The organism is Dysgonomonas sp. GY75, from assembly GCF_015234155.1.
Taxonomy (GTDB): domain Bacteria; phylum Bacteroidota; class Bacteroidia; order Bacteroidales; family Dysgonomonadaceae; genus Dysgonomonas; species Dysgonomonas gadei.
On record NZ_JADCLQ010000007.1, the window covers coordinates 31,661 to 47,437 of the forward strand.

Consider the following 15,777-nt stretch of genomic DNA (forward strand, 5'->3'; position numbering starts at 1 on the left):
GATGTTTCATGCAAGACAAACTTAAAATTTACAGATTGGCGTTATCAGAGGTAAAGAAAATAAGCTAAAAAATAAGAGATCCCGGAAACCGGTTTGTCCAGGCTGGAACTATTATCATAAAAACGTGCAGGGAAGTAGCGTTCCTTGATAATAGGTTTATTCCAGCCTTTCAATAAAGGTAGTCAGCGTGGCAGGAATACTTGGAATGCCATTTGAGGCTGCAATATTCCCATTTATATTAAATGTTACCCTGTAAACTTCCTGCGTATTGTGAAGGGATACCAGTAATACCGCAAAATCCCGATTATCCGAATTTATTGTATAAGCAGTGCTGCTGCTCTGGTAAACATTGTCTCCCTTATCCAAAGCCAGCCATGTGCCCGCCCTCAGGGATTTCTTGCCCCAGAGGCTGTAATGTCCTCCTGATCCGGCTTTGTCATAATAATAACTTAAATGCGTATCGATATTCGTCGATAGTTGAAAACCTTCTCCACTTCCTCCTAATAAATAGTTCCACCTTATATACCGGATATTCAGGTTTCCCATTGTAAGAGGGTTTGTATAAATGTCTTGCCCTAAAGATGGAATATCCGGAAGAGCAATGACTGATCTTGCATATTCCATTACTTTAATATTTTTTACATCCCCGACTATAGCGGAACAATTTTGTCCCAGGAAATCAGTTATTACAAACTCGGTGGTTACAGGTGATGATCCTATGGGTGTACCTTCGACGCTATAATACAGAGAGCCGTTACCTACAGCTAAATTCCCGGGTTGCAATGTTGCGGTCAGGCCGTTAGTCGTAGAAATCGTATGCGAGCTGTATTCTCCGCCGTTACCTCCGATATAGGGTATTATCAGTGTTCCGGAATAAGGAGTACCTGCCTGATACTGCGCAGGGGATAAGGTGGCACTGGCGCACTTTAATTCCTGAATCTCCGGGGAGACAACTAACCTGCTGTCCATCCTTTTCCATAAACTGCCATCCCAGATATACAGGCCCGGAGTGAAAACGTCCTTTCCTTGTGTTTGAGTTGGATTGTCTGTTGTATTGAATACGACCAAACCGGTATGGGATTTACCCACTGTAGTTTTATCTGTTATGTAGGCTGCGTTTTCATTACCGGGCATACCGTACATCGGGAATAGTTCATTCGCTTTGACAAGTGATACGCGGGGAAAAAGTAATCCCCTGCTGGAGTTATCATCTTCGTTTTCGGTTTCCTTCAGTTGAAGGAGGGCTCCTTCCTGAGGAGCACTACCGGAACCTATCGTTACCTGAGCCTGCAAATTTGCGAGACTGAAAGAAAAGAGTAAAAAGATTAAATGAAAAAGAATTTTTTTATTTTTAATTGTCATATTATATAATAGTTAAGGCCTGAGAAAATAAGACTTTCGGCTTCAAGATTGATTATTCCCAACTGATTTAAAAATTCGATGCAAAATTGTTGCAAATAGTAAAACTAAATTTGTATTTGCATAAAATATTTGATGTGACAAAACGTAAAATAGTTATAAATTATTCTTATCTTGAATTTTATATGTAATTTTACTTCGGTTTTATTTTTTCAGAATATACAATTTGACACATCGACGATGTCATGGAATTAGTCCGTATATACTTCAGTGATTTAAATGGTGTAATATCATTTATTCCGGCTACAACGGCCCTGGCATCATTTTGTCTGATTTTTTATTCTTTACGGCAGAAATTACCCCCTAAAGAAAACCGTATAAGGATAATTTTGCTTTTTTATTTCCTTTTGTCGCTCACCATCCTGTTTTTCTCTGGCATGTTCAATATAATGGAAGGTATTATCAGGTATATCCTGCCATTATCGTCTATGGGAATACAGTTGATGCAGGTATTATTTTATCATTTTATATCAGAGGTGACTGCCAGCGAGAGGAAAAAACAAGCGATATCCGTATACCATTATTATGTACCCGTATTGCTGTTACTCGTACAGTCCCTGTTTTATTACAGAGAGTTCCCACATCTGGGTTCCCTGAGAGATGTAGGCCATTATCTGGAAAACTATTTCCATATTACCTGTAGCTTGTATGTTCTTTTCTATGCAATCCTGAGCTGGCGGAAAGTTAGGTTGTACCATGAAATGCTGAGCAGGAAATTCTCCGGCGATAAAAGCAAGATACATATAAATTGGATGTACTGGCTTATCATTTTGAGGTTTATATATATCGGATGCATGGTACTTTATGCGCTGAATGTAACCATAACCTCCCTGGTATTATACGTTTTTGTCCATCCTTTGATATGTACCTTGTTGACATACCATACATTGCTAAGGGATTATGTATTTGTTTATCAGGATATCAGTAACAGCGTAATGACCCGCGGAGGAAATATAATGAATATCCGCACGGATATCCTGAATGATTTAAAGGCAGGGGACAAGGAAGATCCACCGGCGGACAATAGCCTGATAGACCAGAAGGGATTCGAGCAGTATTTTGCTACTCACAGGCCCTATCTTGATACGGAACTGAAGATTACCGGTCTTCTGGATGTATTCAAGACTAATAAGAGCTACTTATCCCGCTTTATCAATGAGGTTTATGGGATGAATTTCAGGCAATATATAAACTCCTGGCGCATGGCTGAAATGGAAAAACTCCTGCAAATGGACGAAAACCGGGGGAAAAGTATCGGGTCATTATGCAAGCAGGCAGGATTCGGAAGTGTAAGGAGTTATTGGAGATGTAAGAAAGACAAGGGAATAAGCGATATATGACAACACCCGATCAGATAATACTTTTGGCAGCCTTCTCTATTTCTATTTTCGCTGCAATATTTTGTGCCATATTATTATCGGCCAAGCAAATCTATTCGTCCGGGGAAAACGGGCTCAGCAGGAAAACGCAAATTTATACCATCTATTTTTACCTGATCCTTGTATTGTATCATGTATGTACGTTTTTTCTAAACTATGCGATAGGAATATTCCTGAATATATCCTCATTGTTCTATCTGGTGGTTTTGCTGGCTTCGGTAGGCTTTTATCACATCATCTTTTTAATTACAAGGCTTCACAAAGACGGGGTTTTCCCGTATAAACACTATGTTTTTCCTGTAATACTATATCTGACCTATACGACATGGAGCCTGTTCGTCCCGGACGAAATCAGGGTAGGCTTGCCCACCAAAGAAATATATATAGCGGACGGTTATGAGTGGTTCTGCGGATTCCATTATTTACGGATTCTTATAAGAAGCATATTCATCATAGTATATTTTGTTTTGTCGGTCAGGAGGGTTCTCACATACAGGAAAAGCATTATCCATTACTCGGCTAATATGGAGGCTTCCTCCCTGCGCTGGATATACGAGGTATTGCTTATTTACCTGGTGACCTATGTCCCCATTCCGGTACTGTTCTTCTTTTCTGCCCCGGGAAGTAATATCGAGTACCTGACAAAGATATCTTTTAACTGTTTTGCATTCATTTTCGATATAATCCTCTGCTACAACATTTTTACAAACAACTATGTGCTGACAGCAGAGGATATAGTCACTCAGGAAAAGGAGGCTGAAACGGGCAATTACGGCTCACTGAATAAGAAAGAGTTTGAATCGTTTATAAAAAAGCAAAAGCCATTCCTGGACTACAACCTGAAGATAACAGACCTGGCATTGTCGCTAGGCACGAACAGGACATATCTCTCCAGGTTTATTAATGACAACTACCAACTGAGTTTTAGCATGTATATAAATAAATGCAGGCTGGAAGAGTTGGAAAAGATTCAAAAATCCGCCTCTTATGCTGATCTCAGTGAAGAAGAACTGATATACCTGGTTGGTTTTAAGAGTTTCAATAGTTATAAAAAGACAAGGGAGGTTTTAGAGTGATTTACTGTGTCCTTTCTGATTAGCAGTTGTCATTCCTGTTCTTCAATATTTAAACTCTCTTCATGCCTGTCCGCATATGAACTAAGAATCAATGTCAGAGCTCCGTCACTGGTTATATTATGAGTCGTCCCGAAACTATCAAGAAGGGCAAAAATGCTTATCATTAATGCCGTTCCTGCTTCATCGATACCTAGAACAGCGTGAATCAATCCAAGGGAAGTAATCAAAGTTCCTCCCGGCAATCCCGGTGCAGCAATAGCGAATATTCCCAGCAGAGGAATAAATACAAGCATTTTATCCAATCCCGGCATCGTGCCGTACAACAATTGTGATACAGCAAGAGATAGAAACACAACATCCAGAATCGATCCCACAAAATGAATGTTTCCGAATAACGGGATTGCAAAATTCCTGATATCATTCCGTAATACGGGACTTTTCTTTGTTTGCTCTATGGCGACACCCAGACTCGCTGCAGAAGACTGCGTTCCTAAAGCTGTCAGTGCCACAGGGCCGTAATATTTGAGTACATGCCACGGGTTTTTCCGCGAATATATCCCTGCCGAACTATACAGTATGGTCATCCATGTTATATGGCAAAGGACAGTAACAATCAGGATTGCAAAAAAGACAGGCAATCTTGATGCTAAAGCCCCTTCATATGCCAGTACACTAAAATTTGTAGCAATAAATAAGGGCAATATGGGGAGAAGAAACCTTTTCACCATTATAAATACCAGATTCTGGAACTCATATAATGCACTCTCTATCTTATCTGATTTTGTCCATATAATAGAAAGTCCCAGCATGAATGAAAGGACTAAAGCTGAAAGAACAGACATAAGAGGAGGTATATCCAACCGGAATATCATTTCAGGGATCTCTTTCAAAGATTCTGTTGCGGGTACAATGTCAAAAAGTGGAATCAACTTATAACCGACAACAGCAGCCAGCGTTGCGCTTCCGATACATGAAGCATAGGCTAGTATCAGGGAAACACTCAATAGTTTCGATGCATTTCTTTTCAGCTTAGTTATTGAAGGTGTGATAAATCCAAAAATAAGCAGAGGTATCAGAAAAAATATGATCTGCCCCAATACATGTTTTATGGGGAGTATAACGCTTATTACGGTTTCATTAGCAAACATGCCGATCAGCATACCGATAACGACCGACAAAAGCAGGCTGAAAGTTGTATTCGATATTATTTTCAGAATTATAGTTTTCATTTATAAAAGAATTAAACCTGTGCTATCAGCATACAATAACACAGGTTTGTTTTTAGAAATATTTTTTAATAGCCCGGATTCTGAGGAGTGATACCTAAGCTGGTATAATCCTCACTCAGTGGTATAGGAAAGCGATAGAATTTCCCATGTAAGTTATCAATTTTAGCGTGCAGGTGGCTATGTACACGGGCATAGAATGCGGCATTTATCTTATTTGCTATTTCTGGAAATGCAGTCTTTATAGTTGTAGCCGACTGATATTCAGGTTTATAATATTCATAATTAGGTACGGTGTTCTTGACCTGAGATAGCAATGTTCTCCAACGAACCAGATTTACCCAATGTTTTTGCTCAAAAGCAAATTCATAGTCCCATTCGTTGTACAAATCCTCTTTTGTGAGTGTCGATAGTTTTCCCCCATGCTCATAATGACCGCCAAAAGCTCTTTTCCTGATTTCATTTACAACAGGTAAAGCTTCAGATGCTTTATTAGAGAAAAATAGTGCCTCTGCTTTTATAAGCAGTACCTCTGCATAGCGGAAGTCAATATGGTCGATATTATTCGGCTGTTCATCTACAGCCCTGTAAGTGCCATCAGTTGTCCTATGTATCCATTTGCCCGGACGGACAATACTTACCGGCCAGGTCAATGTATCCACTACAGCATCGGTATACTCTATGCGTGTTGCATAAGAGAAGAGCTTGCGGGTATCATTAGCGTCGGGGATACGGTTTTCGAGTGTAATATCGGCATAGCTGATATGCGGGTCTGTTCTTGCACTCTTAGGCCATGTGAATCCACAATGTGTCTGATGGTTGCCTTGTGCATCGATTCCATCTCCATCATGATGGATAGAAAAGATGACTTCAGCATTATTTTCGTTAGCCACACCCCATATGCCATTGTAACTATCCAATAATTGATACTTACCGCTGTTTATCACTTTATTTGCATATTCCACAGCCTTTTGCAGCTTTTCTGTATCGGGGGCCGGTTTTGTGGGATCGGTCGTACCCGAAATTGCAGAAATATCTGATTGCGAAAGAGGCTTTTGCCCCCATGTTAGATATACCTTTGCCAGAATTGTGTTTGCAGCTCCTTGTGAAGGGTTTGATTTATTACTGTCAAATTCAGGAAGATTAGGTAAAGCATCTGTCAGGTCTTTAACAATCTGATCGTACACTACATCGATAGATGCACGCGTCCTTTCTGTACTGCTAGATGTCAGTACCAGGGGTACTTCTCCGAAAAGTTGTACCAACTGGAAATAGTTATAACCACGGATAAATTTGGAACGTGCTACCAACAGGGTTTTATCTGCTTCTGTCAGATTCGAGCTGGTATTTGCCGTGCCAATTTCTTCTATTGCCAGATTTGCCGCCCCAATACTCTTATACAAACGGTTAAACACCTTGATTGGATACCAGTTGCTCGGTGTTGTTTCAAATACACTCACCTGAGGCCCATCTTTGGAATCGTCTACCTCTTCAAACGAGATAGTAGTTTCTGTAGCCGATTCCAACAGGAATGAATAAGACGAAGATAATGTTTGTAGCGGGCCATATACCGCATTGGCAAGAGCCTCGGCTTCTGCTTTGGTTTTCACTGAAGAAGAATTCTCTCCTCCATTGTCAGGATCATTATTATCACTGCAAGAAAACAATGCAATGGAAAAGAGTGCAAACAGCACTATTGAAAAAAACAGATTCTTTTTCATTTTAGCAATCAATTTGGGTTTATAATAACAAGATTTTCTATTCAGAAAGTAAGGCTTACTCCAGCCATAAAACTTTTGGAAGAAGGGTAAATTCCGAGGTCTACACCACTGGCAACTTCCGGGTCGTAGCCTTTATATTTAGTAATCGTAAGAAGGTTTCGTGCAGAAGCGAAAACACGCACTTTCGCTGAAGAGGAATTTACTTTGATTGGGATTGTATAGCCGAGCGTCACATTTCTTAATTTCAGGAATGAAGCATCTTCTACATACCGGCTATCCAGTTCTGTCGCACGTGTGCTACCGAGGTAAGGTATTGTATTGGATGGATTGGCCTCCGTCCAACTGTTTAACAAAGCCGCCGACATGTTATAGGAATCATTCGGACGTTCAAGATAACGCCTTAGCAGATTATAAACCTGATTTCCCTGTGAACCCTGCAACAGAATATAAAAGTCGAAGTTGCCATAAGAAGCTGAAGAGGAAAAACCATAGGTAAAATCAGGTTGAATATTGCCTAAAACTACGCGGTCAGATTCAGGGGTTACCCTGCCATCAGGGTTTCCATCAGAACTACTTATGTCGGCAAACTTGGCATCTCCGGGTTGCGGGGTCCGCCCTCCTATTGTAGGCAGTTTTGAAATATCCTCATCAGATTGTACCACTCCTAAAAAACGGTAGCCATAGAAAGAACCAACCGATTCTCCTACGCGTAAGATTTGTTCCTGGTCATTTCCTTCGGTCAATCCATCATATTCACCCAGGCTTGTAATGCGGTTTATATTACGGGCAATATTGGCCGAAGCAGACCATGAAAAGTTTTTCCGCTCTATCAATTTCGCATTCAAGGTGAACTCAAATCCTTTATTAATAACATTTCCAATATTGGCAATCTGCTTTTCGCTTGTTCCCGAGCCTAAAGGAGCAGGTATCCGGAGTAGTAGATCATGCGTTTTTTTATAATAAACATCGGCTGTCAGGGTAAATCTGTCATTCAAAAATCCGGCGTCTATTCCGGTATTGTATTCCGTTGTTGTCTCCCATTTAAGATCAGAATTGCCCAGATTTTTCATATCGTAAGCCGGAGCGCCATTATATCTTCCGGTATTGAAATATTGTTCGTATTCGTCGAAGTCTATTTCCTGATTGCCCGCTTTTCCATAAGTCAAACGAAGTTTTAATGTGCTTAATGCCGGGGAAAGAGGCTTTGCGAATTCTTCTTCGTTTACATTCCATGAGAATCCGATAGAAGGGAAATAGCCCCATTCATGGCCTTTCGAGAAACGTGAAGATTTATCTGCCCGGTACGTTGCTGTCAGGTTATACCGCTCCAGCAATGTATAATTTGCTCTGCCCAGAAATGAGTTGAATGAAGCTTTTTGCTTACGCGAAATAGAAGGAAGCTCATTCCCTGTAGCCAGATTATCGAAAGACTCGAGATGATTGGCCTTGCTTACAGAAAAGTCCGTTTTCGTATTCTGATAAGTATATCCGGCTAATAAGTCAATAAAGTGAACCGGGTTGAGCTGTTTTGTAAATGAGAGTAAAAACTCATATTGAGTGACATCAGTACGCCTGTTTCCGATAGCTCCCATCCCCCGGATATCCTGATTTAGGCCCAGTGCCGTATAGGGTGGGGCAAAATAGTTTTGTGTAATATAATCAGTATTTGTTCCTGCGTTGACCTTTGCCTTCAGTTCTTTAAGGATATTGTATTCGACAAAGAAATTACCCAACAACGATGTGCTTATGGTTTGCCCAATGCTGTTCTTTAAGTCCGAGACCGGGTTTGCAGCCTGTCCGTAATAACTCAGATAACTATATTCGAACGGATTCTTATAATTATAATTCCCGTCGGCATTGTAAATGGACAATACCGGAGGCATGTATAAGGCATAAGTGAGAGAATTGGCTATCCCGTGGGAATAAGGTGAATCGTTATAATTGGCTCCTTCAAAAGTAGTGAGCGCATCCTGTGTGCTTCTGTTTACTGTGGCGGTAAGTCCGACTTTCAGATTCTGATATAGTTCTTTATCTAAATTCAGCCGCCCGCTAAACCGTTTGAAGCCTGAATTAAGGATAATGCCCTTTTGATCCGTATAATTACCTGAGATAAGGTAGCGGGTTTTCTCATCCCCTCCGCTGATCGATAATTCATGGGTTTGTGAAATTCCGGTCTGCAACACTGCATTTTGCCAGTCTGTCCCTTTATCAAACCGTGCAATCTCTTCCTGGCTATAATACAGGCTGGGCTTATCGTTGAAATATTCTTTCTGGATTGAGAGCCATTGTTTAGCTGTTAACAGATCAAGCTTTTTCACTGATTTATCCACGCCTATGGTATATTGATAGCGAATAGTGTTTCCTCCCCGTTTACCTTTTTTTGTAGTCACGAGGATTACTCCATTTGCGCCGCGGGAACCATAGATAGCTTTTGCCGATACGTCTTTCAACACTTCTATCGATTCTATGTCCGAAGGATTAATCGCCGCCAAAGGATCAAGGCTTCCATCAATATTACCTACACCTGCCTGAGTCGCATTTTTTTCGCTAAAGAAGATAAAGCCATCTATCACATATAACGGCTCATTGCTTGCATAAATCGAATTCCCGCCACGGATACGGATTGCAGATCCTGTTCCGGGCTGCCCTGAATTTTGAGAGACGTTCAGCCCCGCGATACTCCCTCCCAGAAGTTCGTTTACCGAAGTAGCCGGTTGTTCCAGAGTAGCTTTGGAAACCGACGCTACAGCACCGGTAAGTTCTTTTCTGCGCTGTGTTCCATAACCAACAACTACAACCTCGTTGAGTGCATTAATATCTTCCGTAAGATATATGTTAACTGGATCTGTTGTATTCCTTACTAAGACCTCCTGATCTTTATAGCCGATTAGACGGACAGATAGTTTAAGGGGAAACCTGCCGGATACTTTCAGGTCAAATCGACCGTCGGCATCGGTACTGCTTCCGTTGGTTGTAGCCTGTTCAACGACAGTAGCTCCGGTTAGCGGCTCTTTTGTTTTGTCATCAAGGACATATCCTGTCAGTGTTGCCTGAGCATGGATGACCAGTGGACACATGAATAAAACCAGTAAAATACGGGTACATTTTTTGACAGAAAAGGAAGAAGTACAACTTCCTTTAAAGAAATTAGTTATCTTTACCATGGATAAATTAATCTTTATCAAGAGCACTTCCAAAGCCATTTGCCGTCGGACAAGGAAGTGTTCGTTTTTTATATACGGATATATGTATTCCATATAGTTGACAGATTGCCTGTCAACCATATAAAACCGAAAAGTTTATAATTGATTAATTCGGATTTTATGTTGCTATTAACAGCAACACATTCGCATTCGGAAAGAAGAAAAGTTTTCGAAGCCGGAAAGGGCTGAGCAAAAGAATGTGCCGGAATTAGTGCTCTCCTGAAAAGAGGGGGTCGATTGTTTAGAAAATGATTTCATTTTTGCCGTACTTATATTATCATAGTGATTTCGATACAAATTAACATACATTTAATAAAATGTGAAATACCATATATGCGGTATTTTGCTCGCATAATTATGGTATAAATGGATTTTGTGTGCATGTAAACCTTCATTAGTATTTTATTTGCTTAGCCGTTTTCCCATATCGAAAGCCTTTTGAACATCAACAGGAAATTGTTCCTCGCGCACTTTTCTCTTTTTAGCTTCATCAAAAATTTCGACGGCATACTTGGAGTAATCTTTAAATGTTTTTGAGATACTAGATTATCGATGAATATCTATCATGATAAAGTAAGGAATAATCATTTTTTGATATATCTTTCAAAAATGCTTGGTGGATGAAATATCTTAATTTAGATAATTCAATAAAGATTTCGACCAATCCAGATATAAAAATGAATATTTCACTTTCTTATTTATCAAAAAGTATTCAAGGACCTTCAATGTTAAATGAGATATGGAGCCTTAATGCTGGGGGCAAATGGAATTTTTACAGAATAGAGGAGAGTTAAAGATCTTTTTAATACATGGTCCCCTAATATGAGGAGAACATATGCTAATCAGAATATATTCATGGATATTGTTCCAGATTCTCGATCAATAGTTTTATCTTTCTCTTATAAATTTGGAAATTATAAATCGAAAACAAAAAACAAAGTCGATACCTCTCGTTTTAAAGAATAATTTGAAAAATCGACACTATTCTTTTCATCCTCTATACAAAAATATATTTCGATCTAAAACACAAGACCGAGCTTTGTTCCGTTGTAAAAAATGTACTTCTCATACCTCGAATCGTATTTTTGCCGGAAGTCTTGTTTATTTGGCTCTCCATATGAAAGGTGTATATCGGTGAAAAAAAAATATTCAAGTTCACCTGTGCCAATCAACGCCAAATGCTGCCATATCAACGATTTGCTTTGTGCTTTATAACCTTTTATATAGCTTTGCTTGGATATTTAATTGTCTCAGCCTATGAAAAAGTCTCTTTATCTAAAATTATCACAGCAGGAAACCAATAAGAAAATTCAACTATCATAAGTAATCTTTATTTAAAGCACAAGGCATTGAATGAGAGTTAGTCCCTTCTCCTTAGGAAATATTTACTCCAACTAGAAACAATGCCCGGGCCTTAATCGTTATTTTTTCAAGTCATCCAATCCTTTACGATTCTTTTCTGCTCGCTTATTAGCCTTATCCGCTCGTTTCTCTTTTAGATTCTTTTGAGGAGCTTTTCTGTCTGCTCTATCTTTTCCTTTTTCTTCTTTTGACATAGTTTTTTTGTTTTAAATAGTTTTTCAAGATCAGGATTTCTTATCGAAAATATATTACATAATTAAAGCCATAAGTTAGATAATTAATAGTTTCAACACTTTTGATGACTTTACCTAAGAATTATGTAACTTATTGAAGATATTATGTAACACAAACACCCATAAATCAGCATACCTTTTAAAATAAACAGAAGAAACAAATATGTTAGATTTTAGAAGTTATAAGAAATTCCAAAACAAAGTCAATAATAAACCTTTTTACGGTGAATTGTTTAATACAGAACAGTTGGCAGAGTATTCGAAAGCACTTGGAGAGGATCATCAGGCAACAGGGAGTACACAGAGTAATTATCTGCGAGAGCAATTAGATTATAATGATGGTGTTCTGCACAATTTCAATAATAAAATGTTAACAAGTAGCAATCGAAGTTATGTAACTCCCGCTATCGAATGGATGATCGACAATTTTTATTTAATTGAAGAGCATATTTTATTAGCCCGACATCACTACCCCAAGGAGTATAACCAAGAACTTCCTTGTCTCTTAAAAGGTGAATATAAAGGGATACCTCGTATATATTCTTCAGTCATAGAACTCATCTCCCATACAGATTCTCAGATTGATATAGAATCGCTTTCTGCTTTTTATAAGACATACCAAATAAAATCTGCCCTCAAGATAGGAGAGTTATGGGCAATTCCTATTATGTTACGGTTGGCGTTAATCGAAAATTTGCAACGTATTGCAACTCGATTACAGTTAAATACGAAACATCGAGATACAGCAAAACTGTGGGTCGACAAGTTGGAAGATACCGCTCTCAAAAAGCCCTCCAAATTGATTGAGATAGTAGCTGATATGTCCCATTCCGATATCCCGACATCCGGTTCTTTTGTATCGGAATTCAGTCAACGGTTATCGTCTCAAAATTCGGCATTACAGATAGCCCGGAATTGGCTTGAACAAAAACTGGCGGAGGACGGGCTTTTTATAGACGAACTGATCTATCAGGAAAATCAAAATCAGGCAGCAAATCAATTATCTGTTAGTCATATCATAAATAGTCTCCGGTTTATAAATACAACCGACTGGAAAATATTTGTTGAAAAACAAAGTATTGTAGAGCAAATCTTACTTAAAGATCCCTCCGGAACTTATGGATCTATGGATTTTAATACTCGTGACCATTATCGACATATTATAGAATCATTAGCACAAAACAGCCTTAGATCAGAGATTGAAATCGCTCAATCTGCAATTACATTAACCCAATTGTATAAAGATACAGGCACACGACAAGCTCATGTGGGCTATTTTTTAATAGGTGATGGAAAATATTTACTCGAAAAAGAAATTGATGTAAAAAAGACTGTCTCAACAAGAATAAAAAATGTATTAAGAGGTGCTCCCTTAGCTATTTATGCTGGATCTATAGCTATATTATCTCTACTAGGATTTATCCTATTTGTTTCTGTCTTTCAATCTAAAGAAATATCAATAACACATTGGCATTTCATAATTTTATCATTTCTCTTTCTTATTTTCATTAGCCAGTTTGCAGTATTCTTCGTCAATTGGATAATTACACTTTTTGCAAAACCGGATATTCTACCTCGGCTCGATTTTTCCAAATCGATACCGATCGAATGCCGTACAATGGTTGTTATCCCAACCATCATTTCGAATGAAGAAAATATTGATAATCTTATCTCCCAATTGGAACTTCATTATCTGTCGAATAGAAATACCAATCTTCATTTTGGATTATTGACAGACTTTCCGGATGCTGCTAACGAGAAAGAGGCCTCCGATGATCTCTTGCTCAACCGGGCACGTTTGGGGATTGAAAATCTCAATAAAAAGTACAGGATTGATAACGGCACTTTGTTCTATCTATTTCACCGTCCTCGTCAACGGAATCCGAAAGAAAAAACATGGATGGGATATGAGCGAAAAAGAGGTAAGCTAATGGAATTTAATTCATTACTAAGAGGAACGGAAAACAATTGCTTCTCATGCATTGAAGGAGAACTGTCTATATTGCTAAGCTTTAAGTATGTGATAACCTTAGATGCAGACACACAATTATCGCCCGACACTGCTCATAAGCTGATAGGAACAATGGCTCACCCACTGAATCAGGCAGAACTTGATGTGAAACGCAATGTTGTAATTCGGGGTTATGGTATTCTTCAACCTCGCGTTTCGTCCAATCTTGTCAGCAGTCAATGTTCCCCTTTCTCACGCTTGTTTACAGGCGACTCGGGTATTGATATTTACACACGAACTGTATCCGATGTCTATCAGGATGTGTTTCACGAAGGTTCTTATATGGGTAAAGGTATTTATGATGTAGATGCATTTGAAACCAGCTTAAATAACCGTTTTCCTGAGAACAAAATACTTAGCCACGATTTGTTGGAATCATCCTATATCCGTTCCGGACTTGTTAGTGATATAGAAGTTTCCGAATCATTTCCTTCGGGTTATAATATGGATGCAAACCGTCGTTTTCGCTGGATACGGGGCGACTGGCAAATCTTACAATGGATATTGCCTTGCGTTCCTAATTCGGGTAAAGGTTTTTCCCGAAATCCTATTTCGAGTTTAAGCAAATGGAAAATACTTGATAATTTACGTCGAAGTATAGTCTCGCCTGCAACATTGTTATTTTTGATCGGATTTGCAACATTGTTTCCTCAAAAACTTTGGTCAGGTCTATTGTTGATTCTTCTCATTATCGCTCTTCCTTTTGTATTGGAGAATATAACCAACTCTTTACGCAAAGCAAAGGACCAATCGTGGAAACTCCATTTATGGGAGGTCTTAGAAAAAAGCATGCATCAATTTAAACAGGTTTTATTTGCATTCGTTGTTCTCCCATACGAAGCCTATCTATGTGTAAAAGCAATTATTGTCACTCTTTGGCGACTTACTATATCTCATAAACATCTGATGCAATGGCAAACCTCTGCCGATGTAGAGAGAAAAGCAGTTAATACGCTGTCGGGATTCTATAATAGAATGTGGTTTTCGCCCGTAATGGCTATCTTCTGCGGAATATCGTTAGGTATGTACAACCCTATCATGCTATACGTTTCTCCGTTTTTATTTATATGGATAATTGCTCCATATATCGCTTGGCGCGCAAGTTGTCCCACAAGCCCCAAAATATCTCACATAACAAATGAGCAATATCTTCTATTACACCGTATAGCCCGTAAAACCTGGCATTTTTTCGAGATATTTGTTAATGAAAAGGAGAACTGGTTAGCACCCGACAATTTTCAGGAGACACCCAATCCTGCTATTGCTTCCCGTACTTCTCCTACCAATATTGGTCTGTCGTTATTAGCCAATTTATCCGCCTTTGATTTAGGATACCTGACAGCCGGAAAGTTTGTAGAGCGAACTAAGCTGACCTTTGATACTATGACAAAACTGCAAAAACACAAGGGGCATCTGTATAATTGGTATAATACCGAAACACTTGAGCCTATGTTCCCGCTGTATGTTTCGAGTGTCGATAGTGGTAATCTGGCAGGGCATTTGCTTACACTCGCCCAAGGGCTAAGGGAATTAGAAAAAGACAATATTTACAAGCCTGTTATTTTCGAAGGGATGCTTGACACTGTACAGACAATGAGAAACATTGACTGCAAAAATAAGGCTTTAATTCTATTCGAAAAGGAATTATCTAAGTCTTTGCCCGAAACTTTAACCGCCGCGTTTGCCCTTTTAAAATCCGCAGAACAACAAATCGAACAGATCAATAATACTTTATCATCCGACGATGCCATACTAAACTCATGGGGTGCGGTATTAAAGAAAAACTGCAAGGAGTATGTTGACGAAATGCTTTTTCTTGCCCCTTGGCTTGCCATATCACTTCCTGTTCCTGTTGAAAGATCGGGAGAAAGTATTGCAGATAAACAGATGAATCATGTAATTTCTACACTGGAAGCTTTAGATTATGTGCCTACGTTAACACAAATAGCCAATTTAGAAGCTACCGGTATTTGTTCACAAATTCAATCTGTATTAGACCAATTGTCTGGCAAAGAGAATCTATCTGCTGATAGAGAAATAAAATGCTTTACACAATGGCAGGCTTGCCTGAAAAACGCAATAAAGAATGCAAAACAAAGAATACAAATTCTCAATGTTCTAGCACAGCAAAGTGATAGTTTTGCCAA

General features: G+C 39.0%; 7 protein-coding genes and 1 pseudogene. 3 read left to right on the forward strand and 5 right to left on the reverse strand.

Annotated features, from left to right (window positions below; genetic code table 11):
* Window positions 1-156: 156 nt before the first annotated feature.
* Complete coding sequence (locus tag IR083_RS04275; protein ID WP_194223386.1) at window positions 157-1,362, reverse strand: hypothetical protein; 1,206 nt, start codon at window positions 1,360-1,362, stop codon at window positions 157-159.
* Window positions 1,363-1,604: 242 nt separating this feature from the next.
* Here IR083_RS04275 and IR083_RS04280 point away from each other — a divergent pair, with 242 nt between their 5' ends.
* Both IR083_RS04280 and IR083_RS04285 read left to right on the forward strand, forming a co-directional pair.
* A complete protein-coding gene (locus tag IR083_RS04280) occupies window positions 1,605-2,759 on the forward strand; it encodes a helix-turn-helix transcriptional regulator (RefSeq protein ID WP_194223387.1) in 1,155 nt (384 codons plus the stop codon).
* Window positions 2,756-3,874: a helix-turn-helix transcriptional regulator gene (locus IR083_RS04285; protein WP_194223388.1), complete on the forward strand. Its 1,119-nt coding sequence runs from the start codon at window positions 2,756-2,758 to the stop codon at window positions 3,872-3,874. The genes IR083_RS04280 and IR083_RS04285 overlap by 4 nt, the downstream gene beginning before the upstream one ends.
* A gap of 29 nt (window positions 3,875-3,903) precedes the next feature.
* On the opposite strand, the gene IR083_RS04290 is transcribed toward IR083_RS04285, so the two are convergent.
* The 4 genes from IR083_RS04290 to IR083_RS24775 form a co-directional block, all read right to left on the reverse strand.
* Entirely contained in the window at window positions 3,904-5,103 is a 1,200-nt protein-coding gene (locus IR083_RS04290; RefSeq protein ID WP_199343184.1) for a cation:dicarboxylate symporter family transporter, read from the reverse strand.
* Between the two features lie 65 nt (window positions 5,104-5,168).
* Entirely contained in the window at window positions 5,169-6,821 is a 1,653-nt protein-coding gene (locus IR083_RS04295; protein WP_194223389.1) for a RagB/SusD family nutrient uptake outer membrane protein, read from the reverse strand.
* A 41-nt stretch (window positions 6,822-6,862) separates the two neighbouring features.
* A complete protein-coding gene (locus IR083_RS04300; RefSeq protein ID WP_206759847.1) occupies window positions 6,863-10,105 on the reverse strand; it encodes a SusC/RagA family TonB-linked outer membrane protein in 3,243 nt (1,080 codons plus the stop codon).
* Window positions 10,106-11,445: 1,340 nt separating this feature from the next.
* Window positions 11,446-11,580 (reverse strand): hypothetical protein, encoded by a 135-nt coding sequence (locus tag IR083_RS24775; protein ID WP_006844260.1) that lies wholly within the window; start codon window positions 11,578-11,580, stop codon window positions 11,446-11,448.
* A gap of 202 nt (window positions 11,581-11,782) precedes the next feature.
* Between IR083_RS24775 and IR083_RS04305 the strand changes: the two are divergent.
* Window positions 11,783-15,777, forward strand: a pseudogene (locus IR083_RS04305) (hypothetical protein); the annotation flags it as partial.

Coding starts and splice junctions, on each gene's coding strand:
- IR083_RS04275 (WP_194223386.1), bottom strand. CDS start 1,362: ATGACAATTAAAAATAAAAAAATTCTTTTTCATTTAATCTTTTTACTC.
- IR083_RS04280 (WP_194223387.1), top strand. CDS start 1,605: ATGGAATTAGTCCGTATATACTTCAGTGATTTAAATGGTGTAATATCA.
- IR083_RS04285 (WP_194223388.1), top strand. CDS start 2,756: ATGACAACACCCGATCAGATAATACTTTTGGCAGCCTTCTCTATTTCT.
- IR083_RS04290 (WP_199343184.1), bottom strand. CDS start 5,103: ATGAAAACTATAATTCTGAAAATAATATCGAATACAACTTTCAGCCTG.
- IR083_RS04295 (WP_194223389.1), bottom strand. CDS start 6,821: ATGAAAAAGAATCTGTTTTTTTCAATAGTGCTGTTTGCACTCTTTTCC.
- IR083_RS04300 (WP_206759847.1), bottom strand. CDS start 10,105: ATGGTTGACAGGCAATCTGTCAACTATATGGAATACATATATCCGTAT.
- IR083_RS24775 (WP_006844260.1), bottom strand. CDS start 11,580: ATGTCAAAAGAAGAAAAAGGAAAAGATAGAGCAGACAGAAAAGCTCCT.